This window comes from Streptomyces sp. NPDC039465, from assembly GCF_055639315.1.
The window spans coordinates 726,920-743,021 of record NZ_JBVKAP010000001.1; the positions used below are offsets into that span (position 1 = coordinate 726,920).

15 protein-coding genes are annotated in these 16,102 nt (G+C 73.7%); 6 read left to right on the top strand and 9 right to left on the bottom strand.

Translation table 11 applies throughout. The features are described from left to right. Positions 1–19: 19 nt before the first annotated feature. The 4 genes from ACZ7LT_RS03390 to ACZ7LT_RS03405 form a co-directional block, all read right to left on the bottom strand. Positions 20–1,279 carry an NAD(P)/FAD-dependent oxidoreductase gene (locus ACZ7LT_RS03390; RefSeq protein ID WP_471233542.1) on the bottom strand — a complete coding sequence of 420 codons (1,260 nt, stop codon included), beginning with the start codon at positions 1,277–1,279 and terminating at the stop codon, positions 20–22. A gap of 214 nt (positions 1,280–1,493) precedes the next feature. Continuing rightward, positions 1,494–2,762, bottom strand: a complete 1,269-nt coding sequence (locus ACZ7LT_RS03395) for a deoxyguanosinetriphosphate triphosphohydrolase (RefSeq protein ID WP_471233544.1) — start codon at positions 2,760–2,762, stop codon at positions 1,494–1,496. A 35-nt stretch (positions 2,763–2,797) separates the two neighbouring features. Beyond that, positions 2,798–3,736 (bottom strand): sirohydrochlorin chelatase, encoded by a 939-nt coding sequence (locus ACZ7LT_RS03400; protein ID WP_471233547.1) that lies wholly within the window; start codon positions 3,734–3,736, stop codon positions 2,798–2,800. 303 nt (positions 3,737–4,039) lie between these two features. Continuing rightward, complete coding sequence (locus tag ACZ7LT_RS03405; protein WP_471233551.1) at positions 4,040–4,741, bottom strand: hypothetical protein; 702 nt, start codon at positions 4,739–4,741, stop codon at positions 4,040–4,042. A gap of 108 nt (positions 4,742–4,849) precedes the next feature. On the opposite strand from ACZ7LT_RS03405, the gene ACZ7LT_RS03410 reads away from it, so the two are divergent. The 3 genes from ACZ7LT_RS03410 (at position 4,850) to ACZ7LT_RS03420 (ending at position 8,632) form a co-directional block, all read left to right on the top strand. After that, positions 4,850–5,551, top strand: coding sequence for an aquaporin (locus ACZ7LT_RS03410; protein ID WP_471234776.1), 702 nt, complete (start codon positions 4,850–4,852; stop codon positions 5,549–5,551). A gap of 127 nt (positions 5,552–5,678) precedes the next feature. Continuing rightward, positions 5,679–6,356: a SanA/YdcF family protein gene (locus ACZ7LT_RS03415; RefSeq protein ID WP_471233555.1), complete on the top strand. Its 678-nt coding sequence runs from the start codon at positions 5,679–5,681 to the stop codon at positions 6,354–6,356. Positions 6,357–6,511: 155 nt separating this feature from the next. Further along, positions 6,512–8,632: a molybdopterin oxidoreductase family protein gene (locus tag ACZ7LT_RS03420; RefSeq protein ID WP_471233559.1), complete on the top strand. Its 2,121-nt coding sequence runs from the start codon at positions 6,512–6,514 to the stop codon at positions 8,630–8,632. Here ACZ7LT_RS03420 and ACZ7LT_RS03425 read toward each other — a convergent pair. The 5 genes from ACZ7LT_RS03425 to ACZ7LT_RS03445 all read right to left on the bottom strand — a co-directional run bounded on the left by ACZ7LT_RS03425 (position 8,562) and on the right by ACZ7LT_RS03445 (position 13,630). After that, positions 8,562–9,017 carry a gamma-glutamylcyclotransferase family protein gene (locus tag ACZ7LT_RS03425; RefSeq protein WP_471233564.1) on the bottom strand — a complete coding sequence of 152 codons (456 nt, stop codon included), beginning with the start codon at positions 9,015–9,017 and terminating at the stop codon, positions 8,562–8,564. The genes ACZ7LT_RS03420 and ACZ7LT_RS03425 overlap by 71 nt on opposite strands. Continuing rightward, positions 9,014–9,337: a divalent-cation tolerance protein CutA gene (gene cutA / locus ACZ7LT_RS03430; RefSeq protein ID WP_471233568.1), complete on the bottom strand. Its 324-nt coding sequence runs from the start codon at positions 9,335–9,337 to the stop codon at positions 9,014–9,016. Before cutA ends, ACZ7LT_RS03425 begins: the two co-directional genes overlap by 4 nt. Before the next feature lie 67 nt (positions 9,338–9,404). Further along, the gene (locus ACZ7LT_RS03435; protein ID WP_471233571.1) at positions 9,405–11,300 is read right to left on the bottom strand and encodes an ABC transporter ATP-binding protein; all 1,896 of its coding nucleotides are present in this window, start codon (positions 11,298–11,300) and stop codon (positions 9,405–9,407) included. Then, a complete protein-coding gene (locus tag ACZ7LT_RS03440) occupies positions 11,297–13,030 on the bottom strand; it encodes an ABC transporter ATP-binding protein (protein ID WP_471233574.1) in 1,734 nt (577 codons plus the stop codon). The genes ACZ7LT_RS03435 and ACZ7LT_RS03440 overlap by 4 nt, the downstream gene beginning before the upstream one ends. A gap of 12 nt (positions 13,031–13,042) precedes the next feature. Continuing rightward, complete coding sequence (locus ACZ7LT_RS03445; protein WP_471233576.1) at positions 13,043–13,630, bottom strand: NADPH-dependent FMN reductase; 588 nt, start codon at positions 13,628–13,630, stop codon at positions 13,043–13,045. Between the two features lie 106 nt (positions 13,631–13,736). On the opposite strand from ACZ7LT_RS03445, the gene ACZ7LT_RS03450 reads away from it, so the two are divergent. From ACZ7LT_RS03450 to ACZ7LT_RS03460, 3 genes are all read left to right on the top strand, one after another. Then, a complete protein-coding gene (locus tag ACZ7LT_RS03450) occupies positions 13,737–14,492 on the top strand; it encodes an aminotransferase class IV (protein ID WP_471233578.1) in 756 nt (251 codons plus the stop codon). A 243-nt stretch (positions 14,493–14,735) separates the two neighbouring features. Beyond that, entirely contained in the window at positions 14,736–15,335 is a 600-nt protein-coding gene (locus tag ACZ7LT_RS03455) for a hypothetical protein (RefSeq protein ID WP_471233581.1), read from the top strand. A 114-nt stretch (positions 15,336–15,449) separates the two neighbouring features. Further along, the gene (locus ACZ7LT_RS03460; protein ID WP_471233584.1) at positions 15,450–16,067 is read left to right on the top strand and encodes a class F sortase; all 618 of its coding nucleotides are present in this window, start codon (positions 15,450–15,452) and stop codon (positions 16,065–16,067) included. The last annotated feature ends 35 nt before the right edge of the window (positions 16,068–16,102 follow it).

Genomic DNA, 16,102 nt, shown 5'->3' on the forward strand with positions numbered 1-16,102 from the left:
TGCGGCTCGCCGCCGGATGTCAGACGAGGCTGTCCAGAGGCACCGAGGGGTCCCCCAGGGTGTCCGGGTCCACCTGGGCGCCGGAACGGATGAGTTTCTGGATGTCCTCTGTGACGTCCCACACATTCACGTTCATGCCGGCGAGGACCTTGCGGTCCTTCAGCCAGAAGGCGATGAACTCCCGTTTTCCGACGTCTCCGCGCAGCACCACCTGGTCGTACGTGCCCGGGGGCGCCCAGCCGGAGTACTCCATGCCGAGGTCGTACTGGTCGGAGAAGAAGTACGGGATCCGGTCGTAGGAGACCTCTTGGCCCAGCATGGCGCGGGCGGCGGCCGGGCCGCCGTTGAGGGCGTTGGCCCAGTGTTCGACGCGCAGCCGGATGTCGAGGAGGGGGTGGTGGGCGGCGGCCACGTCCCCGGCCGCGTAGATGTCCGGGTCGGAGGTGCGCAGCGAGGCGTCGACGGCGACGCCGCCCCCGTGGGCGCGGTCGACGAGGGCGAGGCCGGAGGTTTCGGCGAGGGCGGTGCGGGGGGCGGCACCGATGGCGGCGAGGACCTCGTGGGCGGGGTGTTCCTCGCCGTCGTCGGTGCGGACGGCGAGGACCATGCCGTCCTGGCCGGTGATCTCGGTGAGGCGGGTGCCGAAGCGGAAGCGGACGCCGTGCTCGGCGTGGATGTCGGTGAAGAGCTGGCCGAGCTCGGGCCCGATGACGCGGTGGAGCGGGGTGGGCTCGGGTTCGACGACGGTGACCTCGGCGCCGTAGCCGCGGGCGGCCGCGGCGACCTCCAGGCCGATCCAGCCGGCGCCGGCGATGACGAGGTGGCCGTTGTCGCGGCCGAGGGCGGCCAGGACGTGGCGGAGCCGGTCGGCGTGGGCGAGGCGGCGCAGGTGGTGGACGCCGGCGAGGCCGGTGCCGGGGACGTCGAGGCGGCGGGGTTCGGCGCCGGTGGCCAGGAGCAGCTTGTCGTAGCGGATGGTGGTGCCGTCGCCGAGGCGGACGGTGTGGCCGTCGCGGTCGATGGCGGTGACGGGCTGGCCGAGGTGGAGCTCGATGTCGTGGGCGGCGTACCAGGCGGCGTCGTGGACGAAGACGCTGTCGCGCTCTTCCTTGCCGGTGAGGTAGCCCTTGGAGAGGGGCGGCCGTTCGTACGGCTGGTCGCGTTCGTCGCCGATGAGGATCACCCGGCCGTTGAACCCTTCGGCGCGGAGGGTCTCCGCCGCCTTGGCCCCGGCCAGGCCCCCGCCGACGATGACGAAGGTCTGATCTGCGTCGACCACTTGATGCCTCCTCGTTACGCCCGCTTCTACGCTACGCCGCCGGCCGTACCCCGCTGCGGGGCGGCCGAGCCACTTGGCCGAGCGTCCCGCACGGAGCGTGATGGCGGAAGAGGGACCGCCCTTCGGGCGTGTCACGTCGGCGCGCCGAGGGGGCGCGGGGGCGCTCCGCTGGGCGGGGTGTGGGGTGGCCACGATTCCCTCGGCGAACCGAGGTCTAAGAAAGGAGGGCGGAGGCGTCCGTGAGGGAGGCGATGTGGTCGATGATCACTCGTTTGCGGGCGCGGTCGTCGGGGGCGGCTTCGAACAGGGCGCGGAACTGGGGGTCGAGGCCTTCGGGGGCGCGGAGGGTGAGGGCTTCGGCCAGTTCGGCGAGGATGACGCGCTGGTCGGCGCGGAGCGCCTCCTGCTCGGCGCGCTGCATGACGTAGCGGTCGGCGACGGCCTTGAGGACGGCGCATTCGTTGCGGGTCTCGCGGGGGACGACCAGCTCGGCGGCGTAGCGGGTGAGGCGTCCGGTGCCGTGGGTCTGGCGGGTGGCGCCTTCGGCGGCGAGGCAGAAGCGGCCGATGAGCTGGCTGGTGGCGTCCTTGAGGCGGGCCTGGGCGACGGCGGAGCCGTCGTAGCCGTTCGGCCACCAGTCCTGGGCGACGAGCCGGTCGAGGGCGTCGGAGAGCTCCTGGGGGTCGGTGTCGTGGGGCACGTACCGGCCGATGGCGACGGTCCAGATGTCGGCCCGCTCGGGCCCGGAGAGCAGCAGGGCGGGGTCGATGTGGCCGGCGTGGATGCCGTCCTCGAAGTCGTGGACGGAGTAGGCGACGTCGTCGGACCAGTCCATGACCTGGGCTTCGAAGCATTTGCGGTCGGCGGGGGCGCCGGCCCGGACCCATTCGAAGACCGGCAGGTCGTCGTCGTAGACCCCGAACTTGGGCGAGTCGGGATCTTCGGGGTGGCCGCCGCGGGGCCAGGGGTACTTGGTGGCGGCGTCGAGCGCGGCGCGGGTGAGGTTGAGGCCGACGCTGACCGGCTCGCCGGTGGCGGGGTCGGTGACGAACCGTTTGGGCTCGATGCGGGTGAGCAGCCGCAGTGACTGGGCGTTGCCCTCGAAGCCGCCGCAGTCCTTGGCGAAGTCGTTGAGGGCCTGCTCGCCGTTGTGTCCGAAGGGCGGGTGGCCCATGTCGTGGGAGAGGCAGGCGGCCTCGACGAGGTCGGGGTCGCAGCCGAGCGCGGCGCCGAGCTCGCGGCCGACCTGGGCGCATTCGAGGGAGTGGGTGAGCCGGGTGCGGGGGCTGGCGTCCCAGGCAGGGTTGCGCGTGCCGGGCGTGACGACCTGGGTCTTGCCGGCGAGGCGGCGCAGCGCGGCGGAGTGCAGCACGCGGGCGCGGTCGCGCTGGAAGGCGGTGCGGCCGGGGCGTTTGTCGGGTTCGGTGGCCCAGCGTTCGGTGTCGGTGTCGTCGTATCCGGGAATCGCGGTGGTGCCGTCCATGCACCGAAGGTAACGGTCGCCACCGACAGTGGGCGCTAGGCGGTGGCGAGTTCCCGCGTGTACGTGCGGTGCGGGGCGGGGGCGAGGGCCTGGTCGTAGCGGTGCAGGACGAGCCGGGCGACGGCCGGGTGGTCGCCGAGCGGGGCGGCGGCGAGGCCGGGCGCGGCGGCGGCGCTGCGGGTGGCGAAGAGGCCGGGGGCGGTGAAGTAGGAGGCGACGGCGATGCGGTGGCAGCCGCGGGCGGCGAGGGCGCGGACGGCGGCGGGGACGTTGGGGGTGGCGGCGGAGGCGTACGCGGGGACGACGGGTACGCCGCCGAGCCGTTCGCCGAGGAGGGCGGCGGTGCGGCGGGTGTCGGCGGCGGAGGCGGGGTCGCGGGAGCCGGCGGCGGCGAGGACGACCCCGGCGGAGCGGCTGTCGCCGTCCTCGGCCCGCCAGCCGGCTTCGGCGAGCCGGTCGCGGAGGGCTTCGACGAGCAGGGGGTGGGGCCCGAGGGGCCGGGCGATGCGCACGCGCGCGTGGGGGGCGGCGAGCGCGGCGGCGGGCAGGTCGTGGGTGACGTGGTAGCCGCGGCTGAGCAGGAGGGGCACGAGGACGGCGTCGCCGGGGTCGAGCCCGGCGAGGGTGTGGTCGAGCAGGGGCGCGTTGAGCTCGATGTGTCCAAGCCGCACGTCGAGCCCGGGCCGAAGCTCGCGTACCCGGTCGAGCAGCGCCTGCACGACCGTGAGAGCCCGCGGGTCGCGGGAGCCGTGCGCGACGGCTATGAGCGGCGGGTGCGCGTCGGCGGGGCGGGGGGTGCCGGGGCGGTCGGAACCGGGGGCGTCGGAGCCGGGGCGGGGGGCGCTCATGGGTCTGCGGGCTCCGTTCAGCTGGACGTGGCTCAGCTGGCTGCCGAGCTGCACGGTGATACGGGCGAGCAGCTCGGCCGTGCTGAATTCAGGAAGGGATGCGGGAAGTGGCACCGGCTCCGTCATGGACCGATCCTGGCTGGCGTGTGTTGCCGGGGCGTTGCGCGGTGGTGACGGGTGTTTTCGGGCGGCTCACAGGTGGGGGGCGCGGAGGCGCGGACGCGCCGAGCCCGAGGGCCCCCGGTCGGGGCGGTCGGTCGGGGGGCTCGAAGGCGCCGGCGCGGCGAAGCGGGACGCCACCCGCGCGGGCGAGCCCGAGGCCGCAGGGGGGCGATCGGCGGTGGTGCCGAGGTGGGGGGGCCGGGAACCACCGAGCCCGCCGGGCTCGCCCGGGGGCGCCAAGGTGTGGCCTACCCCCCCCCCCGAGCGCTACGCGGCCAGCCAGACCCGCAACGTGCCCGTCGGTTCGAAGCCCGCGCGGACGGCTGCCGTCAGGCCGTCGCCGCTCTCGTAGCCGACGATCGCGCTGTCCGGGTGGAGGGCGGCCGCGGTGGACAGGCAGCCCGCCCAGGCCGCGTCCGGGTCGGCGTCCGTGGTGAAGAGGTTGGAGATGCCGACGACCGAGGCGTCCTTGGCGGCGCTCAGGACCGCGCCGGCGACCACCCGGCCGTCCACGCGGGCCGCGACGACGTCGGTGAGTGGGTCGCCGAGGACGCCGAGGCGGAAGAGGCCGCGGGTCTCGCCGTCGCCCCAGGCGTCCTCCCAGGCGGCGAGGCCGTCCGCCGTGCGTACCCGCTCCCAGGCGACCGGGGCCGGCGTCGGGAGCGGCAGTCCTGCGGGGCGGTGGATCCACTGGGCCTCGAACAGGACGTGGAAGCCCTCGGGGGCCAGGTCCAGCGTCGCGAAGCTGTCCTTGACCGAGCAGCCGGGCGTGGAGCGGTCGACGCCGTCCAGCACGTCCCGTACCGACGCGGTGCCGGTGAGGGTCACGGCGTCGGGGTAGTACGGCGGCGTACGGCGGGCGTTGGTCCAGGCGGCGGCCCCGAACGTGCCGGGGACGCCGTGGGCCCGGCACATCACGTCGCACCACTCGGCGTTGTTGCGGGCGGCGGCCCGCGCCTTCTCGATCATGTCCGGATCATGCCACCCCGCCCCTTCACTCCCCCCGCGCGCTCCCCATTCCACAAGACGGAATATATTTTCCGCTGCATGAATGAAGTGAGGGGAGACACCACCACCATGACCACCCCGCGCGCCCTGCCGCGCCAGGTCGTCGCCGAGCTCGTCGGCACCGCCTCGCTGGTCGCCGTCGTCATCGGCTCCGGCATCCAGGCCACCGGCCTCAGCCAGGACGTCGGCGTACAGATGCTCGCCAACTCGCTCGCCTCCGCGATCGGACTCGGCCTGCTCATCGCGCTGTTCGGCCCGGTCTCCGGCGGCCATCTCAACCCCGTCGTCACCCTCTCCGCCTGGTGGGCCCGGCGGCGGGGCGGCGCGGAAGGCCCCGACGGGCGGGCCGCCGCGCTCTACCTCACCGCGCAGGTCGCCGGGGCGGTGGCCGGCGCGCTGCTCGCCGAGGCGATGTTCGGGCGGATGCCGGGCGCCTGGTCCACCCAGGTCCGCTCGGCCGGGCATCTGTGGCTCGGCGAGGTCGTGGCCACCGCCGGTCTCGTCCTGCTGATCCTGGGACTCCAGCGAGTCGGCCGGGACCGGCTGATGCCGCTCGCCGTCGCCGCGTACATCGCGGCGGCGATCTGGTTCACCTCGTCCGGTTCCTTCGCCAATCCGGCGGCGACGGTGGGCCGCGCCTTCAGCGATTCGTTCACGGGCATCGCCCCGTCCTCGCTGCCCGGCTTCATCGCGGCGCAACTGGTCGGCGGGGCCCTGGGGACGGCGCTGGCGGCGGTGCTCTACGGGCGGCGGGTACGGGAGGCCGGCTGAGCAGGGCCGGTAAGCACCGGGCCGATTACGGCCGGGGCGGGCGGAACGATTCGGCGGGGGCGGCAACCGTACGGGGACGGGGCGCGTCGGAGGAGTCGACGGTCCCCTTCACCTGGAGGTTTCTTCGATGCGGCGACTCCGGCTGCGGCTGCCCCGGACCAGACGGGGGCGGCGGCGTGCCGTCCAGGCCCTGATGGCCGGCTGCGTCCTGGCGCTGGCCCCGGCGACCTGGATGCACACCGTCGCCGACGGCCGGGTACGGACCGTCGCCGACGTGCCCGCCCAGGACGTCGCCGTCGTCTTCGGCGCGGGCCTGTGGAAGGGCCGGCCGACGCCGTACCTCGCCCACCGCCTGGACGCGGCGGCCGAGCTGTACCGGGTGGGGAAGGTGAAGGTCGTCCTCGTCACCGGCGACAACAGCCGGGCCGAGTACGACGAGCCGGACGCCATGCGGACGTACCTCACCCAGCGGGGCGTGCCGGACGGACGGATCGTCAGCGACTACGCCGGCTTCGACACGTGGGACTCCTGCGCCCGCGCGAAGAAGATCTTCGGCGTGGACCGCGCGGTCCTGGTCACCCAGGGCTTCCACATCCGCCGGGCGCTGGCGCTGTGCGGGGCGGCGGGTGTGGAGGCGTACGGTGTCGGCGTCGCCGAACCGCACGACGCGACCTGGTACTACGGCGGCACCCGCGAGATGCTGGCGGCGGGCAAGGCGGCGGTGGACGCGACCCTGCGGCCGGACCCGAGGTTCCTGGGCGAGCGGGAACGGGGCGTGCCGGAGGCCCTGGCCTCGGCGGGATAGGCCCGCGGCCTTCCCGGGACCCGCCGCCCCCACCCGACGGGCGGCCGCCCGCGCCGCCCCCTCACCGTCCCCGGCCCTCCCCGCAGAAGGCCCCGTACCCCGGCCGTAACGCCGGGCGACGCCCGTCGTAACACGGGCGTCGCACCCTCGGGGGCATGTACGACGCGCCGCAGGTCAGCACCCCCACCCACTGCCCGTACTGCGCCCTGCAGTGCGGGATGAACCTCCGGTCCCTGCCCGACGACGCCGGGGTCGGCGTCGAGGAGCGGGCGGACTTTCCCGTCAACCGCGGGGCTCTGTGCGGGAAGGGGCGGACCGCCGCGGACGTGCTCGACAAGCGGGTGCGGCTGGGCGGGCCGCTCGTACGCAGTGCGCGCACCGGCGAGCTGGAGCCGGCCACATGGGCCGAGGCGCTCGCCGCGGTCGCCGAGGGGCTGACGCGGGCCCGGGGGGCGTACGGCGCCGACGCCGTCGGCGTCTTCGGCGGCGGCGGGCTCACCAACGAGAAGGCGTACACGCTCGGGAAGTTCGCCCGGCTCGTCCTCGGGACCTCGCAGATCGACTACAACGGCCGCTTCTGCATGTCGTCCGCGGCCGCGGCCCACCAGCGCGCCTTCGGGCTCGACCGGGGCCTGCCCTTCCCACTGGAGGACATCCCCCGCACCGGCTGTGTGATCCTCGTCGGCTCCAACCTCGCCGAGACCATGCCGCCCGCGCTGCGCTACCTCACCGAACTCAAGGAGAACGGCGGCAAGCTGATCGTCGTCGACCCGCGCCGCACCCGCACCGCCGAGCACGCCGACCTCCATCTCGCGCCGCGCCCCGGCACCGACCTGGCCCTCGCGCTCGGCCTGCTGCATCTCGTGGTCGCCGAGGGCCGGGTCGACGAGGCGTTCGTCGAGGAGCGCACGGAAGGCTGGGAGGCCGCCCGCGCCGGGGCGATGGCGCACTGGCCCGAGCACGTCGAGCGGATCACCGGCGTCGCCGTGCCCCAGCTCCGGGACGCCGTACGGATGTTCTGCGACGCGCCCTCCGGCATGGTGCTCACCGCCCGCGGCCCCGAGCAGCAGTCCAAGGGCACCGACACCGTCGGCGCCTGGATCAATCTGTGCCTGGCCACCGGCCGGGCCGGCCGGCCGCTGTCCGGCTACGGCTGCCTGACCGGGCAGGGCAACGGCCAGGGCGGCCGCGAGCACGGCCAGAAGGCCGACCAGCTCCCCGGCTACCGCAAGCTCGACGACCCCGCCGCCCGCGCCCATGTCGCCCAGGTCTGGGGCGTGCCGCCCGAGTCGCTGCCCGGGCCGGGACGCAGTGCGTACGAACTCCTCGACGCGCTCGGCGGCGACATCAAGGCGCTGCTGCTGATGGGCTCCAACCCGGTCGTCTCCGCGCCGCGCGCCGCGCACGTGGAGGAGCGGCTGCGCGCCCTGGACTTCCTCGCCGTCGCCGACGTCGTCCTCTCCGAGACCGCCGCGCTCGCCGACGTCGTGCTGCCGGTGACGCAGTGGGCGGAAGAGACGGGGACGACGACCAACCTGGAGGGGCGGGTGCTGCTGCGGCGGCGGGCGATCACCCCGCCCGAGGGGGTCCGCAGCGACCTGGAGGTGATGCACGCCCTCGCCGCGCTCCTCGGCTGGGAGAAGGGGTTCCCCACCGACCCGGAGGAGGTCTTCGACGAGCTGCGCCGCGCCTCCGCGGGCGGCCCCGCCGACTACTCCGGCATCAGCTACCGCAGGATCGCCGAGGAGGACGGGGTGTTCTGGCCCTGCCCCGAGCCGGACCACCCCGGCACGCCCCGGCTGTTCCTGGACCGGTTCGCGACGCCCGACGGGCGGGCCCGGTTCGTGCCGGTCGTGCACCGGGACGCCGCCGAGGAGACCGACGAGGCGTATCCGATCGTGCTCACCACCGGCCGGGTCGTCGCGCAGTACCAGTCCGGCGCCCAGACCCGGCGCGTCGAGGCGCTCAACGCCGCCGCGCCCGGCCCGTTCGTGGAGCTGCACCCGCGGCTCGCGGCGCGCCTCGGCGTCACCGACGGGCAGGACGTGACCGTGGTGTCGCGGCGCGGCCGGGCCGTGGCGCCGGCCCGGGTCACCACCGCCATCCGGGCCGACACGGTCTTCATGCCGTTCCATTGGCCGGGCGAGGGCCGCGCCAACACGCTCACCAACCCGGCGCTCGACCCGACGTCGAAGATGCCCGAGTTCAAGGTGTGCGCGGTGCGCCTGGAGGCCGGTGACTCGGCTGTGGACGCGCCGGGGACCCAGGCCGGGTGAGCCAGTCGCCGCCGGTGATCCGGGGGCCGAGGGCCGTCCCAGGCGCCGCGAAGTAGACCCAGGCGCGGACGGTCGCCCCGTCCCGTTCCCGTACGACGTCCCGGGCCTCGCGGTCGTACAGATTGAGCGGATGGCCGGACCCGGCGTACTCCTCCAGGTCGTCCAGTACGGACAGCAGCTGCCCGTACCCGCCGGGCGCGGCCGTCACCAGCGCGCCCCGCACCTCCCCCTCGCCGGGCACGGCGTACGGGAAGCCGGGGCCGTCGTGGAGCACGGCCCCGGGCAGCCGGGCCGGTTCCTCGGCGGCGGTGCGGCCGCGCAGGAACCGGTCGTGGTTGTGCTCGCCGGGCCGCAGCGTGCCGTAGACGAAGAACGGCAGGCTCACCGCGCCGACGTCTCCGCCTGGATCCAGGCCACGTACGCCGCGCTGCCGCGCACGACGGGCGTGGCGATGATCTCGGGGGTGTCGTAGGTGTGGGCGGCGAGGAGGTGGGCCTCCAGGGCGTCGTAACAGGCCTCCGTCGTCTTGAAGACGACCTGCCACTCCTCCGCGGTCTCGATCGCCTTCTGCCAGTGGTAGACCGAGGTGACGGGCCCGGAGATCTGGGCGCAGGCCGCGAGCCGCGCCTCCACCGCGCCGCGCGCCAGCTCCTCGGCCCTGGCGGCGCTGTCGGTGGTGGTGAGGACGGTCAGGGCGAGGGTCACGGGCACGCACTCCTTCACAGGTCTTCGGGTTCACCCTTCACAGGTGTTCGGGTTCACAGGTCACCGCTCACGCGGCCGCCGCGAACTGGGAGGCGTACAGCCTGGCGTACGCGCCGCCCGCCGCGAGGAGGTCCTCGTGGCTGCCCTGTTCGGCGATCGAACCGTTCTCCATCACCAGGATCACATCCGCGTCCCGGATCGTGGAAAGCCGGTGCGCGATCACGAAGGAGGTGCGGCCCTGGCGGAGGGAGGACATGGCCCGTTGGATGAGGACCTCGGTGCGGGTGTCGACGGAGCTCGTCGCCTCGTCGAGGACGAGGATGGAGGGCTCGGTGAGGAACGCCCGGGCGATCGTGATCAGCTGCTTCTCGCCCGCGCTGAGGCCGCCACCCTCCTCGTCGATGACGGTGTCGTAGCCGTCCGGCAGGGTGCGGATGAACCGGTCCGCGTGCGTGGCCATGGCCGCCCGCTCGATCTCCTCGCGCGAAACCTCCCGCGATGTGCCGTACGCGATGTTCTCGGCGATGGTGCCGCCGAAGAGCCAGGTGTCCTGGAGGACCATGCCGATCCCGGCCCGTAGGTCCTCGCGCGACATCCGTGACACGTCGACGCCGTCGAGCGTGATCCGCCCGCCGGTGACCTCGTAGAACCGCATCAGCAGATTGACCAGCGTCGTCTTGCCCGCGCCCGTCGGTCCGACGATCGCGACCGTCTGCCCCGGCTCCACCGCCAGCGACAGATCCTCGATCAGCGGCTTGTCCGGCTCGTAGCGGAACGACACCTTCTCGAAGGAGACGCGGCCGGTGACGTGCTCGGGGCGGTCGGGCTCGGCCGGGTCGGGGGTCTCCTCCTCGGCGTCGAGGAGGTCGAAGACGCGCTCGGCGGAGGCGACGCCGGACTGGAGGAGGTTGGCCATCGCGGCGACCTGCGTGATGGGGCCGTTGAACTCGTACGAGTACTGCACGAAGGCCTGGACGTCGCCGACGGAGAGCGTGCCGGTGGCCACGCGCAGCCCGCCGACCACGGCGATGAGGACGTAGTTGAGGTTGCCGACGAAGCTCAGAGCGGGCTGGATGAAGCCGGACATGACCTGGGCGCGCAGCCCGGCGGCGTACAGCTCCTCGCTGAGCCGGTCGAAGGTCTCGGCGGCCTCGGCGCGGTGGCCGAAGGCGCGGACCTCGGCGTGGCCGGTGAACATCTCCTCGACGTGGCCGTTGAGCTTGCCGGTGACCGCCCACTGCCGGACGAACTGCGGCTGGGCGCGCCGGCCGATCCGGGCGGCGACCAGCACGGACAGGGGCACGGTCGCCAGCGCGACGAGGGCGAGCAGCGGCGAGATCACGAACATCATCGCCAGCACGCCGACGATCATGAACAGGGAGCGGACCATCTGTCCGAAGGCCTGCTGGAGGGTCTGGACGATGTTGTCGATGTCGTTGGTGGTGCGGCTGAGGAGTTCGCCGCGGGGCTGCCGGTCGACGTGGCGCAGCGGCAGCCGGGAGAGCTTGGTCTCGGCGCGTTCGCGCAGCCGGTGTCCCAGGCGCTGGACGACGACCATGGTGAGCCGGGTCTGGATCCAGGTGAACGCGGACGCGGCGGTGGTCACGCCGAGGACGAGGAGCAGGATCCGGGCGACGGCGGTGAAGTCGACGCCGCCGGGGGTGCCGGCGCCCCGGACGATGAGGTCGGTGGCGTGGCCGAGGATGAGCGGGCCGGTGACCGAGAAGGCGACGGCGGCGACGGAGGCGGTGAGGACGGCGAGGAGCAGGGGGCGTTCGGGGGCGGTGAGGCGCAGCAGACGCAGCCCGGAGGTGCGGAAGTCGAGCGAGCGCTCCAGCGGCGGGGTGCCGATGCCGCCCGGACCGCGCTGCTGGACGCCGGGCCCGCGGCGCTCTGGGGTGGCTCCCATGCCGCTGCCCCGGCGCTGAACTCCGGGCCCGCGGCGCTCCGGTGTCGCGCTCATGCCGCTTCCTCCTCGGTGAGCTGGGAGAGGACGATCTCCTGGTAGGTGGTGTTGTCCCGCATGAGCGTGTCGTGGGTGCCGGTCCCGACGACGCGGCCCTGGTCGAGGACGACGATCCGGTCGGCGCCGCGGATGGTGGAGACGCGCTGGGCGACGATGACGACCGTGGCGTCCTGGGTCTCTTCGGCGAGGGCCCGGCGCAGGGCGGCGTCGGTGGCGTTGTCGAGGGCGGAGAAGGAGTCGTCGAAGAGGTAGATGGCGGGGCGGGCGGCGAGGACCCGGGCGATGGCGAGACGCTGGCGCTGTCCGCCGGAGAAGTTGGTGCCGCCCTGGGCGACGGTGGCGTCGAGGCCGCCGTCCAGGGCGCGGACGAAGTCGGCCGCCTGGGCGGTCTCCAGGGCGTGCCAGAGGTCGTCGTCGGTGGCGTCCGGATTGCCGTAGCGCAGGTTGGAGGCGATCGTGCCGGAGAAGAGGTACGGCTTCTGGGGGACGATGCCGACGGTTCTGGCGAGCAGCGCCGGGTCGAGGTCGCGGACGTCCACGCCGCCGACGCGGACCTCTCCGGCGGTCGCGTCGAACAGCCGCGGCACCAGACCCAGCAGGGTGGACTTGCCGCTGCCGGTGGAGCCGACGACGGCGGTGGTGCGGCCGGCCCGGGCGGTGAGGTCGACCCCGCGCAGGACGGGTTCCTCGGCGCCGGGGTAGCTGAAGTCGATGCCGCGCAGCTCCAGCCGGCCGGGGCCGTGCAGCTGGTGGACGGGGGCGGCGGGCGGGGTGAGGCCGGGTTCGGTGGCGAGGACCTCGTGCAGGCGTTCGGCGCTGACCTCGGCGCGGGGCAGCTGCATGGCGAGGAAGAGGGTCATCATCACGGCCATGAGGATCTGCATCAGATAGCCGAGGAAGGCGATGAGTGTGCCGGGCTGGAGGGAGCCGGAGTCGATGCGGTGACCGCCGACCCAGATGATGGCGACGGTGGCGAGCTCCCAGACGATGAAGACGGTGGGCAGCATCAGGGCCTGGAGGCGGCCGGCGCGCAGTCCGGCGGCGAGGAGCTCGTCGTTGGCGTCGGCGAAGCGGCGCTGTTCATGCCGGTCGCGGACGAAGGCGCGGATGACGCGGATGCCGGTGATCTGTTCCCGCAGGACGCGGTTGATCAGGTCGACGCGGCCCTGCATGCCCCGGAAGACCGGGGGCAGGCGGCGCACGATCAGGCCGACGGCGAGGCCCATCAGCGGGGCGAAGACCAGCAGGAGCAGGGCGAGCGGGACGTCCTGGCCGAGCGCCATCACGATCCCGCCGAGCGCCATCAGCGGCGCGGCGACGACGAGGGTGAGGGCGAGCAGGGCGAGGGTCTGCACCTGCTGGACGTCGTTGGTGGTGCGGGTGATCAGGGAGGCGGCGCCGAAGCGGCCCATCTCCCGTACGGAGAAGTCCTGGACGTGGCGGAAGACGGTGGCGCGCAGGTCGCGGCCGATCCCCATGGCGATCTTGGCGCTGAAGAGGACGGCGGCGCCGGCGGCGGCCATCTGGAGGACGGTGACGGCGATCATCAGGCCGCCGGTGGTGAGGACATGGCCGGTGTCGCCGCGCAGGACACCGTGGTCGATGAGGTCGGCGTTGAGGGTGGGGAGCAGGAGGGTGGCCAGGGACTGGATCAGCTGGAGGCCCACGACCAGGGCGAAGGTCCCCCGGTAGGGCCGCAGATGGCGTAGGAGGAGTCTTGTCAGCATGGCGGGCGGCCCTCAACCCGCGTACGGGTGAAGGGACTTGGCGGACCTGAGCGCCTCGCCCCACCAGGCGAGCTGGTCGAGCATCGTCTTGGCGGCGCCCTCGGGGCCGGAGGGGTCCTTGAGCTGTCCGTCCGCGTCGAACAGGCCGTGGACGAAGGCGAAGGAGACGGTGTCGCGGACGGTGACGGCGTGCAGTTCGGCGAAGACCTGGCGCAGGTGCTCGACCGCGCGCAGGCCGCCGGAGATTCCGCCGTAGGAGAGGAAGCCGACGGGCTTGGCCTGCCATTCGACGTAGTGCCAGTCGATGAGGTTCTTGAGGGCGGCGGGGAAGGAGTGGTTGTACTCGGGGGTGAGGACGACGAAGGCGTCGGCGGCGGCGAGCGTGGGGCTGACCTTGGCCAGTTCGGCGGTGGCGGCGGGGCCGGGGTGGTGGGAGAGGGCGGTGGGCAGGTCGATCGTGTCGAGGTCGATGACGGTGACCTCGAAGCCGGGGTGTTCCCCGGCCCGGGCAAGGAACCAGTCGGCGACGACGGGGGCGAAGCGGCCCTCGCGGTTGCTGGCGACGACGACGGCGAGCTTGAGCGGTGTCTGCGTGGTCATGGAGAAGAGCCTCGTACCTCAACTTTGGTTGAGGTCAAGCGGATCTTTCCGGCGGCCTCGAACGGATCTTTTCCGGCGTCCCCACCGGCCCCCGTACGGTGGGCAGATGAGCAACGCACCCGTGTACATCGAGATCGACGGCAGGCCCGCGGCGGACCCCGAGCTGATCGCCACCCTCCAGAGCGCCTACGGGCATTTCACCGCCATGCAGGTGCGCGACGGCGGGGTGCGCGGACTCGGCCTCCATCTGGACCGGCTCGACGGGGCTTCCCGTGAACTCTTCGGCCCCGGCGTGGACAAGGACCAGGTCCGGGCGCTGCTGCGGCAGGCCCTGCGGGCGGCGGGGCGTACGGACGCGGCGGCGCGGGTGTACATGTACGAGGGCACGGCGATGGTGACCGTACGGGAGCCGTTCGCCTTCGCCGGCACCCCGCAGGCGCTCAAGTCCGTCTCCTACCAGCGCCCGGCGGCCCATCTGAAGCATCTGGGCGGCTTCGGCCAGACGTACCACCGCGAGGCCGTCCAGCGCGAGGGTTTCGACGAGGCGCTGCTGACGGCCCCGGACGGCAGGGTCAGCGAGGGCGCCGTCACCAACATCGCCTTCTGGGACGGCACCTCGGTCATCTGGCCGGACGCGCCCGCCCTCCACGGCGTCACGATGGCCCTGCTCGAACCGCTCCTCGGGTCCGTACGGCGGCCGGTGACCCTGGCGGACGTGCCGTCCTTCCGGGCCGCGTTCGTGACGAACTCCCGCGGGATCGCGCCGGTGAGCCGGATCGACGAGGTCGCGCTCCCCGGCGACGAGCGGCTGATGGCACGGGTACGGGAGGCGTACGCGTCGGTGGAGTGGGAGACGATCTGAGGCCGGAGCCCGCTCCTGAGGGCCCCGGTCGCGGTGGAAGCGCCTTGTCCGGTCACCCGTTCGGAGCGGGCTCTCCGACGGGGCCGGACAACCGGCTCTGACCTGCGGTGACGGCCTCGGTCCAGGGCCGTGGCCCGTACCGAACGGCCCAATTCTGACCCCCCATCAGCAGGCGGGGGCGGGCGGCAGCCCCTTACCTCGGAGACAGGACAACTGCCCCGAAAGCGCGCTCCGGAGGATCCCATGCGCACCACTGCCCGCCTGCTCACCGGTACCGCGCTGACGGTCCTGACGCTCGGCGCGCTCGCCGCACCGGCGGCGCTCGCCGACGAACACGAGCGGGCCGACCCCCACGAGCGGGCCGACACGAAAGAGTGGGGCGACACGAAAGAGCGGGGCGACACCAAAGAGCGGGGAGACGGCAAGGAGCGGCTGGAGATCTTCCCGACGACCGCCGCGCCGGGTGAGCGGATCACCGTCAACACCACCGCCTGCGGGCCCGACGGACACGGCGTGGGCGACGCCAAGACCCTGGGCGCGGGTGACTTCCAGCTGTCGCCGGGCGCCCACAAGGAGGTCGTGGTCGGCCAGTTCATGGTCCCGCACCACGCCCAGCCCGGCACCTACAGCATCGCCGTGGCCTGCGACAACGGCCGCACCGCCAAGGGCGACCTGGAGGTCGGCCACCACCAGGGCCCCAGCGGACATGTGCGCACCGGCATCGGCGGCAGCGTCGGGCCCGACAGCACCCAGATCGCGGCGGGTGTGGCCCTTCTGGCCGCGGCCGCCGTCGGCGGGACCTGGCTCCTGCGCCGCCGGGCGAGCGGCGCGCAGGGCCGGTAGCGGGACTCCTCCCGTCGAACCGCCGCCCCGCCCCCGCCGTGCCCCGAGCCGGCGCGGGCGGGGTCACTCCGTCAAGCCCGGTTACCCGCGGACCGCACCCGAAGGACCCCGACAGTGAGCACCAAGAGCAAGGGCTGGGGCATAGCGGCCGCCGCCTGCCTCGGCATCTGGCTGGTCCAGAACGGCTCCGAACCGGTCACTCCGCCCGTCCCGCCCGCCGCCGAGGCGTTCGCCGCGGGCCCCGAGCAGCACACCGACGCGGCCGCCGATCCGCTGCCGCCGTCCGCCCCGGTCCGGCTGCGCATCCCGAAGATCGGCGTGGACACGCCCGTGATGCGGCTCGGTCTCGCCGCCGACCGCAGCCTCCAGGTGCCGCCGGCCGGCGACAGCAATCTGGCCGGCTGGTACAAGGACGGCACCCCGCCGGGCGCCAAGGGCACGGCGATCGTCGCCGGTCATGTCGACAACGCCAAGGGACCGGCCGTCTTCTACGCGCTCGGCACGCTCAAGAAGGGCCAGCGCATCGAGGTCGACCGCACCGACGGGCGTACGGCCGTGTTCACGATCGACGCGGTCGAGGTGTACGAAAACGACGCCTTCCCGGACCGGAAGGTCTACGGGCAGGCGGACCGGGCCGAGCTACGGGTGATCACCTGCGGCGGCGGGTTCACGAAGAAGTCCGGCTACCAGGGCAACGTGGTCGCCTTCGCCCACCTCATCGGGGTCCGCTGACCCGGCCCGGGCCCGGGTCTGGCGGCCGTGTCAGC

Bases quoted from the DNA above. Each gene is read 5' to 3' on its own strand.
- ACZ7LT_RS03395 (WP_471233544.1), bottom strand. From the start codon at position 2,762: ATGGACGGCACCACCGCGATTCCCGGATACGACGACACCGACACCGAA.
- ACZ7LT_RS03400 (WP_471233547.1), bottom strand. From the start codon at position 3,736: ATGACGGAGCCGGTGCCACTTCCCGCATCCCTTCCTGAATTCAGCACG.
- ACZ7LT_RS03405 (WP_471233551.1), bottom strand. From the start codon at position 4,741: ATGATCGAGAAGGCGCGGGCCGCCGCCCGCAACAACGCCGAGTGGTGC.
- ACZ7LT_RS03410 (WP_471234776.1), top strand. From the start codon at position 4,850: ATGACCACCCCGCGCGCCCTGCCGCGCCAGGTCGTCGCCGAGCTCGTC.
- ACZ7LT_RS03415 (WP_471233555.1), top strand. From the start codon at position 5,679: ATGCGGCGACTCCGGCTGCGGCTGCCCCGGACCAGACGGGGGCGGCGG.
- ACZ7LT_RS03420 (WP_471233559.1), top strand. From the start codon at position 6,512: ATGTACGACGCGCCGCAGGTCAGCACCCCCACCCACTGCCCGTACTGC.
- ACZ7LT_RS03435 (WP_471233571.1), bottom strand. From the start codon at position 11,300: ATGAGCGCGACACCGGAGCGCCGCGGGCCCGGAGTTCAGCGCCGGGGC.
- ACZ7LT_RS03440 (WP_471233574.1), bottom strand. From the start codon at position 13,030: ATGCTGACAAGACTCCTCCTACGCCATCTGCGGCCCTACCGGGGGACC.
- ACZ7LT_RS03445 (WP_471233576.1), bottom strand. From the start codon at position 13,630: ATGACCACGCAGACACCGCTCAAGCTCGCCGTCGTCGTCGCCAGCAAC.
- ACZ7LT_RS03450 (WP_471233578.1), top strand. From the start codon at position 13,737: ATGAGCAACGCACCCGTGTACATCGAGATCGACGGCAGGCCCGCGGCG.
- ACZ7LT_RS03455 (WP_471233581.1), top strand. From the start codon at position 14,736: ATGCGCACCACTGCCCGCCTGCTCACCGGTACCGCGCTGACGGTCCTG.